The organism is bacterium (assembly GCA_026129405.1).
Taxonomy (GTDB): Bacteria; Desulfobacterota; Binatia; order DP-6; family DP-6; genus JAHCID01.
Map to the genome: position 1 here is coordinate 29,874 of JAHCID010000005.1, position 18,411 is coordinate 48,284.

Annotated in this window: 16 protein-coding genes; 10 read left to right on the forward strand and 6 right to left on the reverse strand. The window is 72.7% G+C overall.

From position 1 onward, the window contains the following. Positions 1–4: 4 nt before the first annotated feature. Positions 5–688, forward strand: a complete 684-nt coding sequence (locus KIT14_17565; GenBank protein MCW5892333.1) for a methyltransferase domain-containing protein — start codon at positions 5–7, stop codon at positions 686–688. 9 nt (positions 689–697) lie between these two features. Here KIT14_17565 and KIT14_17570 read toward each other — a convergent pair whose 3' ends face one another. The 3 genes from KIT14_17570 to KIT14_17580 form a co-directional block, all read right to left on the reverse strand. Continuing rightward, positions 698–2,095 (reverse strand): sulfatase, encoded by a 1,398-nt coding sequence (locus tag KIT14_17570; protein MCW5892334.1) that lies wholly within the window; start codon positions 2,093–2,095, stop codon positions 698–700. A 13-nt stretch (positions 2,096–2,108) separates the two neighbouring features. After that, the gene (locus tag KIT14_17575; GenBank protein MCW5892335.1) at positions 2,109–2,942 is read right to left on the reverse strand and encodes a class I SAM-dependent methyltransferase; all 834 of its coding nucleotides are present in this window, start codon (positions 2,940–2,942) and stop codon (positions 2,109–2,111) included. A 91-nt stretch (positions 2,943–3,033) separates the two neighbouring features. Beyond that, the gene (locus KIT14_17580) at positions 3,034–3,690 is read right to left on the reverse strand and encodes a hypothetical protein (GenBank protein MCW5892336.1); all 657 of its coding nucleotides are present in this window, start codon (positions 3,688–3,690) and stop codon (positions 3,034–3,036) included. A 139-nt stretch (positions 3,691–3,829) separates the two neighbouring features. Between KIT14_17580 and KIT14_17585 the strand changes: the two genes are divergently transcribed. From KIT14_17585 to KIT14_17600, 4 genes are all read left to right on the forward strand, one after another. Beyond that, positions 3,830–6,202 carry a hypothetical protein gene (locus tag KIT14_17585; GenBank protein ID MCW5892337.1) on the forward strand — a complete coding sequence of 791 codons (2,373 nt, stop codon included), beginning with the start codon at positions 3,830–3,832 and terminating at the stop codon, positions 6,200–6,202. Continuing rightward, the gene (locus tag KIT14_17590; GenBank protein ID MCW5892338.1) at positions 6,195–7,664 is read left to right on the forward strand and encodes a glycosyltransferase; all 1,470 of its coding nucleotides are present in this window, start codon (positions 6,195–6,197) and stop codon (positions 7,662–7,664) included. The genes KIT14_17585 and KIT14_17590 overlap by 8 nt, the downstream gene beginning before the upstream one ends. Positions 7,665–7,729: 65 nt before the next feature. After that, positions 7,730–9,502 (forward strand): ABC transporter ATP-binding protein, encoded by a 1,773-nt coding sequence (locus KIT14_17595; protein ID MCW5892339.1) that lies wholly within the window; start codon positions 7,730–7,732, stop codon positions 9,500–9,502. After that, positions 9,499–11,292, forward strand: coding sequence for an ABC transporter ATP-binding protein (locus KIT14_17600; protein MCW5892340.1), 1,794 nt, complete (start codon positions 9,499–9,501; stop codon positions 11,290–11,292). The genes KIT14_17595 and KIT14_17600 overlap by 4 nt, the downstream gene beginning before the upstream one ends. Here KIT14_17600 and KIT14_17605 read toward each other — a convergent pair whose 3' ends face one another. Next, complete coding sequence (locus tag KIT14_17605; GenBank protein ID MCW5892341.1) at positions 11,293–13,002, reverse strand: hypothetical protein; 1,710 nt, start codon at positions 13,000–13,002, stop codon at positions 11,293–11,295. A gap of 144 nt (positions 13,003–13,146) precedes the next feature. Between KIT14_17605 and KIT14_17610 the strand changes: the two genes are divergently transcribed. The 5 genes from KIT14_17610 (at position 13,147) to glpX (ending at position 17,035) form a co-directional block, all read left to right on the forward strand. After that, positions 13,147–14,196 carry an aminopeptidase gene (locus tag KIT14_17610; protein MCW5892342.1) on the forward strand — a complete coding sequence of 350 codons (1,050 nt, stop codon included), beginning with the start codon at positions 13,147–13,149 and terminating at the stop codon, positions 14,194–14,196. A gap of 13 nt (positions 14,197–14,209) precedes the next feature. Then, positions 14,210–14,734: a Mut7-C RNAse domain-containing protein gene (locus KIT14_17615; GenBank protein ID MCW5892343.1), complete on the forward strand. Its 525-nt coding sequence runs from the start codon at positions 14,210–14,212 to the stop codon at positions 14,732–14,734. After that, positions 14,731–14,976, forward strand: coding sequence for a hypothetical protein (locus KIT14_17620; protein MCW5892344.1), 246 nt, complete (start codon positions 14,731–14,733; stop codon positions 14,974–14,976). The genes KIT14_17615 and KIT14_17620 overlap by 4 nt, the downstream gene beginning before the upstream one ends. Positions 14,977–15,117: 141 nt before the next feature. Next, positions 15,118–16,032, forward strand: a complete 915-nt coding sequence (locus tag KIT14_17625; protein MCW5892345.1) for a class I fructose-bisphosphate aldolase — start codon at positions 15,118–15,120, stop codon at positions 16,030–16,032. Positions 16,033–16,060: 28 nt separating this feature from the next. Further along, positions 16,061–17,035 carry a class II fructose-bisphosphatase gene (gene glpX / locus KIT14_17630; protein MCW5892346.1) on the forward strand — a complete coding sequence of 325 codons (975 nt, stop codon included), beginning with the start codon at positions 16,061–16,063 and terminating at the stop codon, positions 17,033–17,035. A 67-nt stretch (positions 17,036–17,102) separates the two neighbouring features. Here glpX and KIT14_17635 read toward each other — a convergent pair whose 3' ends face one another. Together KIT14_17635 and KIT14_17640 are read right to left on the reverse strand one after the other, a co-directional pair. Then, positions 17,103–17,960: an MBL fold metallo-hydrolase gene (locus KIT14_17635; protein ID MCW5892347.1), complete on the reverse strand. Its 858-nt coding sequence runs from the start codon at positions 17,958–17,960 to the stop codon at positions 17,103–17,105. Next, entirely contained in the window at positions 17,960–18,409 is a 450-nt protein-coding gene (locus KIT14_17640) for a tRNA (cytidine(34)-2'-O)-methyltransferase (protein ID MCW5892348.1), read from the reverse strand. The genes KIT14_17635 and KIT14_17640 overlap by 1 nt, the downstream gene beginning before the upstream one ends. Positions 18,410–18,411 lie beyond the last annotated feature (2 nt).

The window sequence follows — 18,411 nt, forward strand, 5'->3', positions numbered from 1 at the left end:
GATCGTGGGTACCGCCTCCGCCGCGACGAGCGCGCAGGATCTGCGTGCACTCTACGATCAGCGGTTCCCCCCCGCCGAGCGGGCGGCGAAGGCTCGGCTGTGGGCCGTGCTGTGCGCGGACTTCTTCCAGCGCTACGTGCGCTCCGACGATACCGTGCTCGACGTCGGCGCAGGGCTCTGCGAGTTCGTGAACCACATCCGCGCCGGGCGGCGCATCGCCGTGGACATGGGCGAGCACGTCGATCAGGCCGCGGCGGCGGGCGTCGAGGTGCACCGCGGCTCCGCCGGCGATCTCGGCTGGCTCCCCGACGCCAGCGTCGACGTCGTCTTCGCCAGCAACGTGTTCGAGCACTTCCTGGCGAAGACGGACGTGCTGGCGGCACTGCGCGAAGCCCGGCGCGTGCTGCGCGTCGGCGGGCGGATCGTCGTCCTCCAGCCGAACGTCAAGTACGCCTACCGCGAGTACTGGGACTTCTTCGACCACCATCTGCCGCTCAGCGACGGGGCGATGGCGGAGGCGCTCGGCCTCGCGGGGCTGCACGTCGTCGAGGTGCGGCCACGGTTCCTGCCGTACTCGACGAAGGGCCACCTGCCGACGTGGCCGTTCCTCGTGCGGCTCTATCTGCGCATGCCGCTGGCGCAACGGCTCCTGGGCAAGCAGATGCTGCTGGTCGCCGAGAAGCGCTGAGCGCCGCCCCTAGTGGGCGTAGCCGAGCGCCTTCAGGCGCTCGCGGGTCTCGGCGTCGAGCTCCATCGTCTGCGCACTGCCCGCACGGGGCTGGAGCGTGGCGATCAGGGCGTCGAGGCCGCCGCTCAGCGTCTCGCGCTCGGCCGGCGTCAGCGCGTCGGGATCGGTCTCGCCCGGATCGGCTCGCTGGTCGAACCACAGCGGCGAATCGTCGAACGGACGGATGATCTTGCGGCGCTCGGGATCGAGCAGCGCGCGATGGTGCTTCGTGGCCACGTCCGACCTGATGAGACGCTCGAGCTCGCTCAGGGCCGCGCGAGCCGGCGGTGGCTTGCCGGCGAACCAGGCGCGCCAGCCGCTCACGGTCCACGGCCGCAGCGAGTGGCCCTCGTACGAGGGCGGCCGCTCGATGCCGGACCAGTCGAGGATCGTCGGCGCGACGTCGACCAGCTGGACGACCTCGTCGCGGGCGATCGGCGTCGTGCTGCCCGGCGGCACGATGACGAGCGGCACGCGGACGACGGTGTCGTAGAGCGACTTGCCGTGGCCCATGATGCCGTGCTCGCGAAACTCCTCCCCGTGGTCGGCGGTGACGACGATCAGGGCGTTCTCGAGCAGGCCGCGCTTGCCGAGCTGCTCGAAGAGCGCGGCGATCTGGGCGTCCATCGCCATGATCGAGGCGTCGTAGTAGTCCTGGATCGCCTCCATCATCTCCGGTGACGGCGGGAAGAGGTCGCCGACCCAGGCCGCCGCGTTGACGTCGTCGGCCGATGGCGTCTCGCGGTTGCCGCGCAGCCGCGCGAGCGCCTCGGCGGGCGGGTCGTAGGGCGTGTGCGGCTCCATGTACTGGAGGTACAGGAACAGCGGGACGCCCTTCGGTTGCTGGTCGATCCACTCGAGCGCCTTCGCGTTGACGGTGTCGGCCCGCGCCGGGAACCAGAGGTACTTCGGCTTCTCGTTCTTCGCGAGCGGGAACGCCTGGTAGTGGTCGTAGCCCTGCGCGAAGCCGAGGCTGCGCGTGACGAGCGCGTTGGCGGACAGCCCACAGGTGCGGTAGCCGGCGAGCTGGAGCACCTCGGCGAGCGTCGATTCGTCGTCGGCCAGCTTCTTGTTGAAGCCGGTGACGCCGTGCTGCAGCAGGTAGCGCGAGGTGATGATCGACGCGACCGAGCCGCTCGTCCACGACGTCTGCGCGTAGGCGTGGCGGAAGGCGGTGCCGCGGGCGGCGAGCGAATCGACGAAGGGCGCCACCGTGCGCTTCGCGCCCCACGCCGCGAGCCGGTCGGCCCGCATCGTGTCGAGCACGAGCACGATCACGTTCGGCGGGTGGGACGGCCGCCCGCAGGCGGCGAGCAGCGTCAGCGCGGCGAGCAGCGGCCAGAGCGCGCGGCGGACGGGCGTTCCCACGTCCGCGCTCCGCTCACTTCCGTGCCCGGGCGACGTAGAAGATGCCCTCGCAGGAGTGCCAGATGCCCGCGCGCTGGATGGTGCGGATGACCGTCTGCCCGAAGCGCCCGAACTCGTACGGCGGCTTGTGCTCGTAGTGCACGAACGAGCCGACGTCGCAGAGGTCGACGAACAGCCCCTTCGACCAGGGCAGATAGTAGTCGTCGGGCGCCACGCGCAGGACGTCGAAGTCGGTGGCGCGCAGGAAGCCGTCGACTTCGGCCTGCGTGTAGCGGAACTCGGTGAAGCCGAGGCCTTTCCCGCGCAGCTTCCAGATCGCGTAGAAGGCCCGCAGCATCGGGTTGGTCACGAAGCGCCGGAAGGTATTGTTGAACGGCACCACCATGAAGAAGAGGCCGCCGGGCTTCAGCACCCGGTGGATCTCACGGAACAGGATCTCGGGCCCGTCCTCGAAGTGCTCGGCCACGTACGACGAGAAGACCGCGTCGAAGACGCCGTCGCGAAAGGGCTTGTGCAGCACGTTGGCGCGCGCGAGCAGCATGTCGGGATCGTGTTCGCGCGCGACGCGCAGCGGGCCCGGGCTGTCGTCGACGCCGTAGGCCCGGTTCCCGAGCTTCTCGAAGAACGCCATCCAGCGGCCGGTTCCGCAGCCCGACTCGAGCACGCGCATCCCGCCCTGGCCGAGGAACTCGCGGAAGAGCGGCGCCGCCATCTCGTGGTTCTCGATGGTCGACAGGTGGACGTCGTAGTACGCCTTGCCGGGCGTGCTCTTCGCCCAGTGCTCTTCGGTGTAGGTCTCGTCGAGACCGTGGGTGATCTCGGAGCGCAGGTACTGCTTGAAGGGCATGGGGGGATGGCGAGGGGCGGCCGCTGGTGGCCGGGTCGTGATGACAGGCGGCGACCGAGGGCGTCAAGCGCGCCGCGGCCGTGCGCGGCAGTCAGGGGGCAGCGGGCGTCGGGGGCGTGGCGTCGGCGTTGGGCTTCGCTGCGGGCTCGGCCGTGTCGTCGGAGTTCGCTTCGGGCTTCGCTTCAGGCTTCGCCTCGGCGGCGCCCTTCCAGCGCACGACGAGCGTGGTGGTCTTGGCGCGCGCGAACTCGTCGAGCGGGAAGCGCCACCTGACGGTGTCGCCGTTCGTCTCGGCGTTCGCCTTCGGCTCGGCGGCCGTCACCGGGCCGGGAAGCGTGAGCGTGATGTCGGGGCCCGGCTGGCCCGGCGGCAGCTCGATCGGCTTCTCCTGCGTGACGACGAAGGTGAGCTGCGACTCGTCGCCCTCCTGTGTCCGCGTGACCGCGACGTTTTTGAAGAACGGCACGCTCGAGAGCTTGGTGGCTTCGTCGAGGGTGCCCTTCACGTGCGCTTCCTTCTTCACCGTGTCGACGGTGACGTCGGCGAGGGTGAAGTGCGGCGACGTGAAGCGTGCCTTCTCGGTGGCGACGGTCGCCTCCTCGGGCAGACGGTAGCGCAGGTCGATGGTGCCGGAGCCATCGGGGCGCAGCGTCGACGTGAGCGTCAGACAGCCGGAGGCGAAGACGGCCAGGAAGCACAGGACGGGCCACGCGAGGCGTGCCCCGCGTCGACCGGGCGCATGGCGCATGACGCAGGTGTTAACCGGGGCCTTCGCAGACTGTCAAGCCGGCGCGGGCTTTCTGCACCTCGCCGTGGCGCCCGACACGGGGTCCGCGCGCCTTTTGCCGCTCGGGAGCGTGATGCGGTAGAAGCCACGACCCTCGCCGATGACGCTGCCACGACTGCTCTTCGCCGCCTGCGGCCTCGTCCTGTCGCTCGTCGTCGCCGAGCTGGCGGCGCGCATCCACGGCGACCGCGTCTGCACGGCGGCCCCGGGACTCTTCTACACGGACGACGCGAGCCTCGGCTGGCGCCACCTGCCCGACCTGACGGGCTGGGCGCGCGTCTGCGAGATCGCGGCGATGCGCGCGGCCCCGGTCGCCGTCACGGCCGACGGCGGGCTCGATCCGGCGCGGCCGCGCGCGAAGCCGCCGGGCGTCGCGCGCGTCCTGCTGCTCGGCGGCAACGGGCCCGAAGGCGTCGGCGTGCCGCCCGAGCTGCGCATGGCGCGGGTGATGGAGGAGATGGCCGACGCCAACCGCGGCGACCGCGTCGAGGTGCTGAGCTTCGCGACCGGCGGATACGCGCTCGACAACCAGCTCGCGCTGCTGCGCGGCGGCGCGCTCGAGTACCAGCCGGACGCGGTCGTCGTCGTCGTCACGCCGAACTTCGAGACGGCGGCGCTGTCGCCGACCCTCCTCGCGGCGCACAACCCGCGCGTCAACCGCAAGCCGTTCCTCCAGGTGCTCCAGGGGCGTCTCATGCCGTATCCGCTGCCGGCCGCGTCGCGCGATCCGGCGCCGGCACCGCCACAGGGGCTCGCCGCGGTGTCGCAGCTCTGGCGCCTCGTCACCGGCACGCCCACCCGGGTCGGCTCGCCCATCCCGTACGTCAACCTTCCGCTGCCGAGCCAGGTCGACCTCGATCTCGAGAGCCAGCGCGTCCACGACCTCGTACCCGCGCTCCTCGAGGCGATGCGCGACGAGGTCGCGGCGGCGGGCGGGCGTCTGGTGCTCGCCATCGGCCCGGTGCCGCCCGCGTCACGACCGCTCGACGACGTCGAGCGCAGGCACTTCGTCGAGGTGGGCGAGCGCCTCGGCATCCCGCTCGTGCACCTCGGCACGGCGTTCAACGTCTCGCGCACGAAGGGCTACGTTCCCGGGTCCGCCCGCTGGAGCGCGTTCGGGCACTTCATCGCCGGCAGCACGGTGTGGACGCAGCTCATGGTCCAGGGGCTGCTGCCGCCGACCGTGGTGACGGCGCGCGTGTTCGGCACCGGCCAGCGGGCGCCGGACCTGGCGGAGGTGCCGGGCGCGCTGCTGGCCCGACTCTGGGAGATGCGGCAGGGCCCCGTCGCACGCTTCATCACCTTCGCGCTGCTGGCGGCGTTCGTGTGCTGGATCGCGGCGCTCCTGCCGCCGGGCGGCCGCGACGGCGTGCTGCTCGTCGTGAGCCTCGCCGTCGTCGTCGGCATGGTCGGGCCGGCGCTCGCGGGCGGGGCGCTCGCCTTCGCCGTCGTCTTCCATCTCGTCGTCGACGCGCTGCCGCGCCGGCCGGCACTTCTCGCCGCCGTCGTCCTGTGCCTGATCGTGGTGGCGGCGCCGCTCGCCCTACCGTTCGAAGGCGTGTTCGGCGAGGCGTTCGACCAGCGGCTCTTCCTCGCGCTCGCCACCCAGGTCGTCCTGCTCCGGCTCTGGGCCTATGCCGTCGAGGTGCCGCCGGCGGGGCGTGCGCTGCGCGAATACCTCCTCGCGCTGTTCGCCTTCCCGACCGTGCAAGCGGGGCCCGTCGAGACCCCGGCGTCGTTCGCCGCGCGGCACACGCCGGGAGGGCACGTGCCGACGACGTGGGCCGGGCTCGGGCAGCGTCTGGGCGCGGGCGCGGCGGGGCTCGGTCTCGTCGCGCTCGGCGCGGCCGAGATGGTGGCAGGCCCGCTGCTCTTCGGCACGCGCACCGGCGACGTCTTCGCGACGCGGGGCGCCGACGTCTCGCGGCCGATGCTGTGGCTGTGGGCGCTCGGGCTGGTCGCCAACGTCGGGCTCATGGCCGCCGGCGTGGGACACGTCGCCCGTGGGCTCGGCCTGCTGGCGGACACGCCGGTCCCCGCCATGTTCCGCCGCCCGTGGCAGCTCGCGGGCCCCGCCGACTTCTGGCGCCGCTGGCTGGCGCCGTTCCACGACTGGGTGCACCGCTTCGTCTTCGTCCCGCTCGGCGGCGGCGTCGCGGCCGTGCTCGCGGTCTTCCTCCTGAGCGCGCTCTGGCACGCATGGCTGCCGATGAAGGTGCTCGGCCCCGCGCTCTTTGCGCCTCCCGCCGCGGCCGGCTTCGTCGTCTGGGGGCTCGTCGGGGCGCTGCTGCTGCTGGTGACGCGTGCGGCGGCGCCGCGGCTCGCCGGCTTCGCCGGGGGACCGGTCGCGCGCGTCGGCGGCGCCCTGCTGGCGCTCGCCATGGCGGCCGTTCTGTGGGTGGCCTGGTCGCTGCCCGGCTATCGCAGCGTCGGCGATCTCGTCGCCGTCTGGGCCCGGATGTTCGGTGGCTGACGCGCGGCGCGAGACTCCGGCGGCGAGGGGCGACGACGGCGGCGCGATGTCCGGCCTGCGCCTGTCGGTGATCGTTCCCGTCTACAACGAGGCGGGGACGGTTCGGACGCTTCTCGACCGCGTGCTCGCGGTGCCGATCCCGAAGGAGCTGATCGTCGTCGACGATTGCTCGAGCGACGGCACGGCGGCGGCGCTCGCCGCCTTCCGCGCCGAGACGCCCGACACCCCCGACGCGCGCATCGTCTTCCTGCGCCACGACGTGAACCAGGGAAAGGGCGCCGCGATCCGCACCGGCGTGGCGCACGTGACCGGCGGCGTGGTGATCATCCAGGACGCCGACCTCGAATACGACCCGAACGAGTACCCGCGCCTGCTCCAGCCGATCGTCGAAGGGCACGCCGACGCCGTGTTCGGCTCGCGCTTCGTCGGCAGCCCGCGTCGCGTCCTGCTCTTCTGGCACACCGTCGGCAATCGCCTGCTCACGCTGCTCTCGAACGCCTGCACCAATCTCAACCTCACGGACATGGAGACGTGCTACAAGGCGATCCGGGCCGACGTCCTGCGCGGCGTCCCGCTGCGCTCGAACCGCTTCGGCTTCGAGCCCGAGATCACGGCCAAGCTCGCCCGCCTGCGCTGCCGCATCTACGAGGTGCCGATCGCGTACTACGGCCGCGGCTACGGCGAAGGAAAGAAGATCGGATGGAAGGACGCCGTCGCCGCGGTGTGGACGATCCTGCGCTTCGCCGTGGTGCCGGACATCGGCCGCGAGGACGCCGGCTTCACGACGCTGCGCCGGGTCGAGGTGCTGCGGCGCTACAACGCCTTCCTCTGGGACCTGATGGCGCCGTGGGTCGGGGAGCGCGTGCTCGAGGTGGGGGCGGGGACGGGGCTCCTCACCCGCTTCCTCACCAAGCGGCAGCGTGTGGTCTCGACCGAGCTGGATCCCGAGTACGTCGAGATGCTCCAGCGCATGTTCGCGGACCAGCCCAACGTCGAGATCCGCCGGCTGGACCTCGCTCAGCTCGCGCAGGGCGGCATGCCCCGGCAGGGGTTCGACACGGTGGTGTGCTCGAACGTGCTCGAGCACATCGAGGACGACGCGGCGGCGCTGCGTGCGATGCGCGACATGCTCGAGCCCGGCGGCCGCGTGGTGCTGATCGTTCCGGCCCTGCGGCCGCTCTACGGCTCGATCGATCGCGCCATCCATCACCACCGTCGCTACGATCGCGACGAGATCGCGGGCCGGCTCGAGGCGGCGGGACTGCGCGTCGAGCATCTCAGCTACTTCAACATGATCGGCGTACCCGGGTGGTTCCTGAACGCGCGGGTGCTGCGGCGGCGAACGGTGCCCGGCTTCCAGGCGCGCATCAACGACTGGCTCGTCCCCTGGTTGCGCGTCGAGCGGCGGTTCGGGCCGCCCGTCGGCATGTCGCTGCTCGCCGTCGCGCGCGTACCCGCGTAGCGCCGCCGCGGAGCGGCGTCGCGCGACGTTGCGTCGGCTCTTCCCCGATCGGTACAACTCGGGGGATGTCCCGACTGTGGGCGTACGTCGGCCGGTACCGCGGGCGGCTGGCCGGCGGCATCGCCTGCCTGCTGGCGGCGACGAGCCTGGCCATGGCCACCCCGTGGCTGCTGAAGGTCGTGGTCGACGACGTACAGCGCGGCGCGCCGCTGCGCGCGGTGGCCCCGACGCTCGGGCTCATCGTGGTCGTCGCCCTCGTCCAGGCGGTGGCGCGAACCTTCTCGCGTTTCATGATCTTCAACGTGGGGCGCGACGTCGAGTTCGACCTGCGCAACGACCTCTTCGCGCACCTGGAGACGCTGCCGCTGGCCTTCTACCAGCAGTGGCGCACCGGCGATCTCATGTCGCGGCTCGTGAACGACGTGAGCGCCGTCCGCATGCTCCTCGGTCCAGGCATCCTCAACTTCATCAACACGCCCGTCTACTACCTCTATGGGCTCGGGATCATGCTCTCCATCGACCCACCGCTCACGCTCGCGGCGCTGGCGGTCTATCCGCTCGCGCTCTACGCCGTGAAGCGGAGCAGCGGCATCCTCATGGAGCGGACGCTGCGGGTGCAGGAGGGGCTCGCCGAGCTCTCCAGCCGCGTGCAGGAGAACCTCGCCGGCATCCACGTCGTGAAGGCGTACGCCTGCGAGCCGCACGAGGAGGCGGCGTTCGGCGCCATCAACGCGCGCTTCAAGGACGCGAGCCTCAGGCTGGCGCGCGTGCGCGGCATCATCGGGCCGGTGATGAGCTCGGTGAGCAGCGTCGGTGTGCTGGTCGTCCTGTGGTACGGGGGCACGCACGTCGCCCGGGGCCGACTCACGATCGGCGACCTCGTCGCCTTCATCGGCTACCTCGGGCTGCTCGCGTGGCCGACCATGGCGCTCGGCTGGATGCTGTCGGTGCTCCAGCGCGGGCGGGCGGCCATGCAGCGGCTGGAGGAGATCCTCGCCGTGGCGCCGGCGATCGCGAGCCGGCCCGACGCCCCGGTCCCCGCGGGCGGGGCGGGCACGATCGCCTTCCGCGGCGTCACGTTCCGGCATCCGGGGACGGGCGCGCACGTCCCGCCCGCGCTCGACGGCGTCGACCTCGAGATCCCGGCGGGACGCACGGTCGCGATCGTCGGCCGCACCGGGTCGGGGAAGACGGCGCTGGTGCAGCTGATGGCACGGCTGTTCGACGTCGACGCCGGACGGGTCGAGATCGACGGGCGCGACGTGCGCGACCTGCCGCTCGCCTGGCTGCGCCGCCACGTCGGGCTCGTCCCGCAGGACCCGTTCCTGTTCTCGCGCTCGATCCGCGACAACGTCGGCTTCGCGCTCGACGTCGTCCCCAACGGCGCCGCCGGCGACGAGCGCGCCCGTGCCGCCCGCGTCGCCTGGGCCGTGGAGGCGGCGGGGCTGCGGCGCGACCTCGCGGAGATGCCGCGCGGCCTCGACACCATCGTCGGCGAGCGTGGCATCACGCTCTCGGGCGGGCAGAAGCAGCGCGTGACCCTGGCGCGGGTGCTCGCGGCACGCCCCGAGATCCTCGTCCTCGACGACGCGCTGTCGATGGTCGACGCCTCGACCGAGCGCGAGATCCTCGACCGTCTGCGCGACTTCTTCGCCAGCCGCACGACGGTGCTGGTGGCGCACCGCCTGACGACCGTGAAGGAAGCGGACCTCATCGTCGTCCTCGACCACGGCCGCGTCGTCGAGGTGGGCGAGCACGACGCGCTGCTCGCGCGCGGCGGCGTCTACGCCGACCTGTTCCGCCAGCAGTCGCTCGAGACCGAGCTGGAGGCCGTCTGAGCGACGGCGCGGACACCGAGCCGGCCGGCAAGGCGTACGACGGCCGGCTCCTCTGGCGGCTGTGGGACTTCGTGCGCCCCTACCGCGGCACGTTCTGGGTCGCGCTGCTGCTGTCGCCGGTGAATCAGCTCTTCAGCGAGGTGCAGCCGTACCTCATGAAGCTCGGCATCGACGCCGTACAGGCGGGCGAGGTCGCGCGCCTCCAGCACCTCGGCCTCGTCTACGCGGGCGCGCTGGTCGGCGAGCTCGTGTCGCTCTACTGGCAGTCGTACCTGACGATGGTCGTGGCGCAGAAGAGCCTCGCCGACCTGCGCACCGCCACCTTCGCGCGCCTCCAGCGCTTCCCGATGCGGTTCTTCGACACCAACCCCGTGGGCAAGGTCGTCTCCCGCGTCACCACCGACGTCGACGTGCTGACGGAGATGTTCGCGGCGGGCGCCATGACCATCGCGCTCGACGTGCTGAAGCTCCTCGGCATCACCGCGTTCATGCTGTGGATCAACTGGCGCCTCGCCCTGGTGAGCCTGGCGCTCATGCCGGTGATGGCGCTGGCGATCGACTTCTTCCGTCGCGCGGCGCGGCGCACCTACCGCGAGATCCGCGAGCGCATCGCCCGCATCAACGGCTTCCTCCAGGAGGCGATCTCGGGGATGGCCGTGGTCGCGCTGTCGGCCCGCGAGGCGCGCACCTTCGCCGAGTTCGACCGCCTCAACGACGATCACCGCGTCTCGAACCACGCCTCGAACAAGTACGAGGCCGCGCTCTTCTCGCTGGTCGAGGCGGTGAGCACCGTGTCGATCGCGCTCATGCTCCTCGCCGGCGCCGGGCTCCACCAGGCGTCGCTGGCCGACGTCGGCACGCTGGTCGCGTTCATCCAGTACATCCAGCGGTTCTTCGTGCCGATTCGCGACTTCAGCGCGAAGTACGCCGTGATGCAGTCGTCGATGACGGCGGCCGAGCGCATCTTCGCGCTCCTCGATCAGCCGACGGAGCCGGCACCGGCGCACGGGCGCGTCGCCGCCGACCGCAGCGGCGAGATCGTCTTCGACCACGTGTGGTTCGCCTACCGGGGCGAGGACTGGGTGCTGCACGACGTCTCGTTCCGCATCGCGCCCGGCGAGCACGTCGCCCTGGTGGGCGCGACGGGGTCGGGCAAGACCACCTGCATCAAGCTCCTCGATCGCCTGTACGACGTGCAGCGCGGCCGCATCCTCGTCGACGGCATCGACGTGCGCGAGTGGGACACGGCGGCGCTGCGCCGGCGCATCGCCGTCGTGCTCCAGGACGTGTTCCTCTTCAGCGGCACCGTGCACGAGAACGTGTCGATGGGGCACCCGGACATCGACCGCGCGCGGGTCGAGACGGCGGCGCGGCACGTCAACGCCGACGGCTTCGTCCAGCGTCTCGGCGGCTACGACGCGCACGTGCGCGAGCGCGGCAGCAACCTGTCCGGCGGGCAACGCCAGCTCCTGGCCTTCGCGCGCGCGCTCGCCCACGCGCCCGACGTCCTCGTCCTGGACGAGGCGACCTCCAGCGTCGATCCGGAGACGGAGTGGCTGATCCAGGATGCGCTCGAGAAGCTGCTCGCGGGACGGACGGCGCTCGTCATCGCGCATCGGCTCTCCACGATCGAGCACGCCGACCGCATCCTCGTCTTCCACAAGGGCGAGCTGCGGGAGGAGGGACCCCATGCCGCGCTACTCGCGCGCGGCGGCATCTATGCGAAGCTCTACCGGCTCCAGTACGCGGCGACCGCCGGCGGCCCCGTCGTGGCCGCCGCGCGGCCGTGATCAGGGCACGACGACGATGCCGGCGGTGCGGCGTCCCGTGGCCGCGAGCAGTCGCGCGGTCACGTCGGGCTCGACGAGGAGCACGTGCCGGCCGGCGATCTCGCCGTCCGGCTCGGTGAGCGCCAGGACGGCGGCCCATCCGGGGAAGGCGGCTTGCCCCATGAGGCCCCCGAGCCCCGGCGTAGGCTGATTCGTCAGCAGGGCGATCCCGCCCGGCGGCGCCGCGGCGATCGCCGCCGCCTCGATCTGGCGATGCATCCTCGCCAGGTGGTCGCGGGCGATCTCGCGGTGATCGAGCCGCCACGAGGTGAGGCTCCACGCGAGCAGCAGCACCGCGGTGGCGGCGAACGGCGCCGCGCGCAACACGGGCCGCGGCAGCGGCCACCGGCACAGCAGGAGGGCGACGATCTGGCAGGTGACCGCGACGAGGAGCGCCGTGCCGAGGTAGTGGTAGCGCGCGAGGGCGCCGCCTTCGCCGGCGACGCGGGCGAGGAGCGCGTAGAGGCCGCCGCGCGCCAGCGCGGTCACCCCGTAGACGGCCAGGGCTACGACGAGGAGCCCGGCCGTCGTCCGGCGCGCCGAGCTCGCGGCCATGCGCAGCGCGCCGGCGCCGGCCGCGAGCCAGGCGAGCGCGACGAGCCAGGCGACGCGCGGGGACGGATGGGGCAATGCGAGCCCGACCAGCGGCCCGGTCACGCCATGGCGCAACAGCTCGCTGAAGAGGCGCAGGCTCGCCGGCCAGTGCTTCGGAGGAGGGAGCCCGGACGTGAACCCGGGCACGATGCCGGGGAGATGCCCTGCCGCCCGGCTCGCGAGCATGACGGTGACGATGGGCAGCCAGGCCGTCGCGAGCACGGCGACGGACCAGCGCCGGGCCGCCCCGGGTGGCAGCAGGAGCCAGGCCGCGAACGGCAGGCCGAGCGCGGCCGCCGTCCCGGCGCCGTTCGCGGTCGATGCCACGAGGAGGCTCAGGATCCAGGCGAGACCGCGGGCGATCCCGGGCGGGCGCCCGGCAGACGCGACGAGGCTGGCGAGGACGCCGAGGATGCACGTCGTGGCGAGGACGTGGCCGCTCATCACGAACCAGGTCATGGCTTCCGCATGCATCGGCGCGACGGCCCAGCCGAGCGCGCCGAGGCAGGCGAGCTGCGGGCTGCCCGTCGTCCGGCGCAGCAGACGGAAGAGGAGGAGGACGTTCACCAGGTGCAGCGCGAGGAGGACGGCGAACCAACCGTCCGCGCGCATGCCGAAGAGCGCGTGGCAGGCGACCACCAGCGCGCTGAACGCGGAGTACAGGTGGCCGGCGTGCTGCTGGAGCAGCAACGCGGGCCACGGCTGATTCACCGCGCGATACAGGTGATAGAGGTCCTCCCGGTAGAAGAACTGCGCCGGCGTCGGCCAGAAGACCAGCGCGGCGAGCAGAACCGGGAGGAGGATCAGCGTCGGCTCCTCGGCGCCGGGGTCGGACGGCGGCATGCGGGAAGGGACTTGCCCCACGTCGGTCCCCAGCGCCAGACGTGCGGCGGCGAAGGCGGCACGTGTCTCGGCGCGTGGAACGCGCGGCAGGGGGTGCGGCAGCCGAACCGCGAGCAACATGCCCGCGACGAGCAGCGGCGCAATCAGCGCGACGGTGCGTGGGAGCGTCGCACTTGCCAACAGGAGGCGCAGGTCGAGAGCGGTGGCGTTGGTGGGCGCGACGGCGCGCTGCACGCGGCGTGCGGTGCGTCGGACACGAACGCCGAGCCTGGCCGGCCCGCTGCGCGCCGCCAAGGTCGCGGCGGTGCGCAGCAGCCGAACGGTCGGAAGCGGCGGGTGTGTTGCGGGTGGGAGCGCGGCGTGGCACGCGGGAGCGTCGTGCTCCGCCGTCGCGCCCCCCGGCTCGCCTTCCTGATCGGCGTGCTCGTCGTCGTCGCGGGCTGCGGCCAGCCGCTCTACGTCGCGCGTCTCGGCTGGGAGGAGGCGCGCATCCTGTGGCGCCGCGAGCCCATTCCCGACCTGCTCGCGCGCTCCGACCTCGATCCGGCGCTGCGCGAGCGCTTCGAGCTCGTGCTCGCGGCCCGCGCCTTCGCCGACGAGCGCCTCGGGTTCCGCGTCGGCCAGAGCTACGGCACCTTCGCGGAGGTCGACGACCGCGGCGTCGTGCACGTCCTCCAGGCGGCGCGGCGCGACCGGCTCGAGTCGCACACCTGGTGGTATCCGGTGGCGGGACGGGTGCCCTATCGCGGCTTCTTCGACGTCGCCGACGCGGAGGCGGCGGGGGATCGCCTCGCCGCGCGCGGCCTCGACGTCGACGTGCGGCCGGCGATCGCGTTCAGCACGCTCGGCTGGTTCGCGGATCCGCTGCTGTCGAGCACCGCCGAGGCCAGCCCGGAAGGGGTCGTCGAGACGGTGCTGCACGAGCTCTTCCACGCGACGCTGTACGTGCCCGGCGAGCCGGCCTTCAACGAGTCGGCCGCCACCTTCGCCGGTCATCGCGGCGCCGTCGCTTTCTTCTGCGACGGCCCCGGCGCCGACCCCGCCCGCTGCGCCCGCGCGCGCGAGGCGTGGCGCGCGACGCAGGCCCGCGGCGTCGTGCTCGGCCGCCTCGCGGCCAAGCTGCGACGCCTCTACGCGGCCGACCCGCCCGAGGCGGAGCGCGAGCGCGTCCGCGCACGTCTGGCGCTGCGCGCCGGCCGTGCGCTGGAGGCGCAGCGGGCGGGGCGCGCGACCGAGCTCGTGCCGCCCAACAACGCGCGCCTCCTCGGCGCGCTGCTCTACGTCACCGACCTCGACGCCTTCGAGGCGCTGGCGCCGGGCGAGAGCGATCCCGGTCCGGCGCTGCGTGCGCTCGTGGCGGCCGCGAACGGCAAGGGCGATCCGTTCGCACAGGTCCGCGCCCTCTCGCCGGACGACCTGCCGGGCTGATACAGCTCGGGGCATGGGCCCGGCGTCGCAGCCGCACGTCGCCGCCGATCCGGGCGGCCCGCCGGCGACCTTCGCCGTCGACCGTATGCTCGGACGCCTGGCGCGCTGGCTGCGCGTGCTCGGCCACGACGTCGCCTACGGGCCGCACCTGCGCGGGCGCTCGCTGCTGCGCCTGGCGAGGGCCGAGCACCGCTGGGTGCTGACCCGCGACACCCGGCTGCGTCGCGAGACGCCGCTGCCGCCGTTGGTGTTCATCGCCAGCGATCACCTGCGCGAGCAGCTCCAGCAGGTCGCAGCGGCGGTGTCGCTCGACGGCCGCGACTTCCTGCGCCGCTGCCTCCTCTGCAACCGCCTCGTGGAGCCGATCGCGCGGGACCAGGCCCGCGCGCGGGTGCCGGACTACGTCTGGCAGACGCAAGCGACCTTTCACGCCTGCCCCCGCTGCGGGCGTCTCTACTGGTCGGCCACCCACCGCACCCGCATGCGGGCCGAGCTCGAGGCCCTCGGGCTCGGCGGCCTGGTGGAGCAGGATCGATGACCGACGGTGCCATTCCCATGACCCGCTGCATGCCCTGCGGGCGTGACGTCGTCGTCTGGATCGGCCTCGACGAGGCCGGTGCCGAGCGCTCGCGTTGCATCCACTGCGACGCCGAGATCGACCCGGAGCTGGTGCGCTGGGTGCCCGAAGAGGGGCTGGACGCCGCGGGATACGCCTCCTGGGGCGAGGCCGACCACTGCGGTCGCCCCGATTGCGGCGGCGGCCGCTGCGGCCGCGGCTGAGCAGCGCGCTGCGGCCGGCGCGCCGAGCTTGCCACTCGCCCCGCTCGGACGATAACTGATCGGGTCTGGCATCGGCCTTGCTCGACGGGGCCGAGGCGACCCCGGGGGGAAACACGGACGTCGGGGAAAGGGGACCGGGAAATGAAGGAGCGAGTTCGCGAGATCCTGAGCTGGTACGGGAGCGACAACCCCGGAACGCTCACCAACCTGGCGCGCATGCTGAACCACGGCCGGCTCGGCGGGAGCGGCAAGATGGTCATCCTGCCGGTCGACCAGGGCTACGAGCACGGTCCGGCGCGGTCCTTCGCGCCCAACCCGGCCGGCTACGACCCGCGCTACCACTTCGAGCTCGGCATCGCGGCGGGTTGCAACGCCTACGCCGCGCCGCTCGGCTTCCTCGAGGCCGGCGCCGCCGAGTTCGCGGGCGACATCCCGCTCATCATGAAGGTGAACAGCTCCGACTCGCTCTCGCAGGGCGAGCCGTGCTCGGCGATCACCGGCAGCGTCGACGAGGCCGTGCGCATCGGCTGCGTCGCCATCGGCTTCACGATCTATCCCGGCTCCGAGCTGCGCAACGTCATGGTCGAGGAGCTGAAGGAGCTGACCGAGGAGGCCAAGCGCAAGGGCCTCGCCGTCGTCGTGTGGTCGTATCCGCGCGGCTCGAGCCTCTCGAAGCAGGGCGAGACCGCGATCGACGTCGTCGCCTACGCGGCCCAGATCGCCTGCCAGCTCGGCGCGCACGTCGTGAAGGTGAAGCCGCCGACGGCGCACATCGAGCAGGACGCCGCGCGCAAGGTCTACGAGAAGGAGCAGATCCCGGTCTCCACGCTCACCGACCGCGTGAAGCACGTGGTGCAGGCGTCGTTCGGCGGCCGTCGCATCGTCATCTTCTCGGGCGGCGAGGCGAAGGAGACGTCGGCGGTGATGGACGAGATCCGCGCCATCAACGCCGGCGGCGGCTTCGGCTCGATCATCGGCCGCAACTCGTTCCAGCGGAAGAAGGACGACGCGCTCGTCTTCCTGCGCGACGTGATGGACATCTACGCCGGCAAGTAGCCGACCGGCGCACTCAGGGGGGAACTGCATGAGCCTGGAGACGCTGTCTCGGGACTTCCTGCGCGTGTGCGAGGAAGCCGCCGTCGACGCTGCCCGCACGATGGGGCAGGGAAAGCGCAAGCATTCCGACCACGTGGCCGTGGAGGCGATGCGCAAGGCGATGGACCGCCTGCAGATGCGGGGGACCGTCGTGATCGGCGAGGGCGAGCGCGACGAGGCGCCGATGCTGTTCATCGGCGAGAAGGTCGGCCGCTGGGACGACAGCGACATCGAGGTCGACATCGCCGTCGACCCGCTCGAGGGCACGAACCTCTGCGCCACCGGCGCCCCGGGTGCCATCGCGGTGCTCGCGGCGTCGAACCGCGGCGGGCTGCTGCACGCGCCCGACTGCTACATGGAGAAGATCTGCGTCGGGCCGGCGGCGAAGGACGTCATCGACATCGACGCCCCGGTCGCGACCAATCTCCAGAACATCGCCAAGGCACTCGGGCGCGACGTCGACGACCTCGTCGTCATCGTGCTCGACCGCGAGCGCCACGCGCAGCTGATCGCCGACATCCGCGCCGCCGGCGCACGCATCCGGCTGATCGGCGACGGCGACCTGTCGGCCGGCATCACGGCGGCCGTGCGCGGCACCAACGTCCACGCCGTCATGGGCATCGGCGGCGCGCCCGAGGGCGTGCTCGTCGCCGCCGCGCTGCGCTGTCTCGGCGGCGGCATGCGCGGGCGTCTCGTCCCGACCAAGCCCGGTCAGGAGGAGCGCATGCGCAAGATGGGCATCACCGACGTGAAGCGGGTCTACACCGAGATGGACCTGGCCCCCGGGCCGGAGATCCTCTTCGTCGCGACCGGCGTCACCGACGGGGCGCTGATGCGCGGGGTCCGCTTCTTCGGCGGCGGGCTGCGCACGACGTCGGTCGTCATGTCGCTCGGCGAGCGGCTGATCCGCTTCGCGGACTCGATCCGGCTCGAGCCGGGGGTGAAGACGGTCGTCGAGTTCTGACGGCCGCTCGCTCCGGGGGGGCGAGGGCGTCGGCGGCGTGCGCGGGCCGGCGAGACCGCCGCCCGATTCAGTCGGGCGTCCGGCGTGCGGTGGCTGCGGGCCGCAGCCAGTGCCAGCTTTCGCCGGGATCGAGGACGAGGAGGCGGTCGGGCGGGATGCCGTCACGGCGGAGGGCCTGGCGGAACGCGCCGACGGGATCGTCGGCGTACAAGACCAGCGGCGGGACGCTGCTGGCACCGTACTGGGCGGGGACGATGCGCTGCGGGGCGAGGAGCTTGGCGGCGTCGGCCGCCTGCTCGGGGTCCATCGTGCGGCGGAGGCCGACGGTGCGCTTGCCGCCGATCGGCAGCACCGCGACCGAGAGGCGTGGAAACCGAGCGGCGATCTCGTGCAGCGCCGGGAACCAGGGCGCGTCGCCGACGAAGTAGAGGCTGGCGCCGGCGCCCTCGAGGACGTAGCCGAGCGCGGCCTCGCCCTGGCCCGACGGGACGCCGGTCACGCGCACGTCGCCGACCGTCGTGCTCTCCCAGGCGACGAGCGGCGTCACCTCGCGAAAGCCGAGGCGCTGGAGACGTCGCGCGAGCGACGCGGGGACGATCGCGCGCGGCGTCTTCGCCGCGAGCTCGCCGAGCGCGCTCGCGTCGAGGTGCTCGGTGGCGTCGTCGGTGACGAGCACGGCGGCCACCGCCGGCAGCTGCGACGGCACCAGGCCAAGCGGCTCGCTCTGGCGCGTGAGCAGGCCGGAGTTGAACCATGGGTCGACGAGCAGCCGCTCGCCGGCGAGATCGACCACGAAGCTGCCGTGTACGAGCCGGGTGAGGCCGGCGTCGGCGTCGGAGGCGTGGAAGCCGAGCTCGCGCGCACGCGGCAGGGCGGTGCACGCGGCGGCGAGGGCGAGAGCGACGACGGCGAGGGATCGGCGCATCAGGCGGCGAGCTGGCGGCGGGCCTCGTAGAGGGCGATGGCGACCGCGGTCGCGAGGTTCAGGCTGCGGACGTGCGGGCTGTCGATCGGGATGCCGACGAGGGCGTCGGCGTGGGCGTCACGGATGGCAGGCGGCAGGCCGTGGCTCTCGCCGCCGAAGACGAGGAGGTCGTCGGCGCGGTAGCGCACCTCGAGGTAGGAGCGTGGCGCCCGCGCGGCGAAGCAGAGGAGGCGGCCCCTCGGGCGGTCGGCCTCGAACGCGATCCAGTCGTGGTGCAGGTGCAGCCGGACGTGCGGCCAGTAGTCGAGCCCGGCGCGGCGCACGTGCTTGTCGTCGATCATGAAGCCGAGCGGCTCGACGAGGTGCAGCGGCGTGTCGGTTGCGACGCACAACCGGCCGATGGAGCCGGTGTTGGGCGGGATCTCGGGTTCCACGAGCACCACGTGCACGC